Genomic DNA, 1,080 nt, shown 5'->3' with positions numbered 1-1,080 from the left:
GGCCACTGGTACATCGTGGTCGACGACGAAGGGGCGACCGCGAGAGTCGAAGCCGCTCGCGTGCCGGCCCTAGCGTGGGGCACGTTTGTCGATGCGGCCGTGGACCGCGCCTGGTTTCAGAAGGGACGCTTCCGCGGCGCCGAGGATTGGGCACGCGCCAGGGCAGGGCACTACGAAGCAAAGTCTCATCGGGCCCAGTACAGCGACCGTCTTCACGTCGGCACCGACGGGCAAGCCGTCGAGCTGGTCCTGTTCAGCAGCGAAGTCCGCAAGCTCGCCCGAGGGCTCGCTCTGATGCTCGCCACCGCCGAGCGGTATGCGGACAGCGTCGAGACCTGACGGAAGCCACACCACCCCTGCTTGACCTGCATATACGGGCTTTGACCCCCCTCTCAAGCATAGTAGAATTAACACTACGAGCTGAGAGGGGGCACCCTCCCGAACCAAGGAACACCATGCCCAACAGCTTCATCGTCACCGTCGAACAGACCCCGACCGTCCACGCCACCACCCTGCAAGAAGGCGACACATTCGCCCTCATCGACAACGACAGCCCACTGACCATCCTCACGAAGCGGCGTCACCTCCAGCCGCTATGGCTCCTCGAACTCGAAGGCCACGACTCACCGATCACACTTCGCGACGAGGAGCCGATACGGCCACTGCGGATGCTGCGCGCCTTCGACCTCACCTGCCAGCTCTGCCCCCGCACCGGCCGACGCGTCCTCGACCTCCCCGTCCACGGCCTCCCGCAGGCCTGGGTCTGCGACCAGCACTAGCCGCACCAGAACGCTCGCCCAACAGGCCGCCCACCCCTCCGCTCCAAGGACCCTCGACCATGCCCACCAGCGACCGCACCATACGTGTCGGCAACACCGACATCACCGTTCGCACCAGCAACAGAACCACGCTCACCGTCACCGTCACCAGGGGCGGCAACATCATCGTCCGCGGCCCGGACACCACCACCGACACAGAGGCCACCGCCCTCGTCGAACGACGGCGTTCGTGGATCTACCGCCAGCTCTCACACCTCGCCGAGACCGCACCCGACAACCCCCAAAGGGAACTCATCCGCGG

3 protein-coding genes are annotated in these 1,080 nt (G+C 65.9%); all 3 read left to right on the top strand.

Annotated elements, in window-relative coordinates:
- Nucleotides 1–339 (top strand): hypothetical protein (locus ACZ5CR_RS46955; RefSeq protein ID WP_468870190.1); only part of this gene is annotated, 339 nt, incomplete at its 5' end.
- Nucleotides 340–455: 116 nt separating this feature from the next.
- Nucleotides 456–779 carry a hypothetical protein gene (locus ACZ5CR_RS46950; protein WP_468870189.1) on the top strand — a complete coding sequence of 108 codons (324 nt, stop codon included), beginning with the start codon at nt 456–458 and terminating at the stop codon, nt 777–779.
- 59 nt (nt 780–838) lie between these two features.
- On the top strand, nt 839–1,080 hold a 242-nt coding region (locus ACZ5CR_RS46945; RefSeq protein ID WP_468870187.1), incomplete at its 3' end, for a YgjP-like metallopeptidase domain-containing protein.

The organism is Streptomyces sp. NPDC031274 (assembly GCF_055570235.1).
The sequence above is the reverse complement of the archived record's forward strand: the minus strand, read 5'-3'. Positions and strand labels throughout refer to the sequence as shown.

Coding starts and splice junctions, on each gene's coding strand:
- ACZ5CR_RS46950 (WP_468870189.1), top strand. CDS start 456: ATGCCCAACAGCTTCATCGTCACCGTCGAACAGACCCCGACCGTCCAC.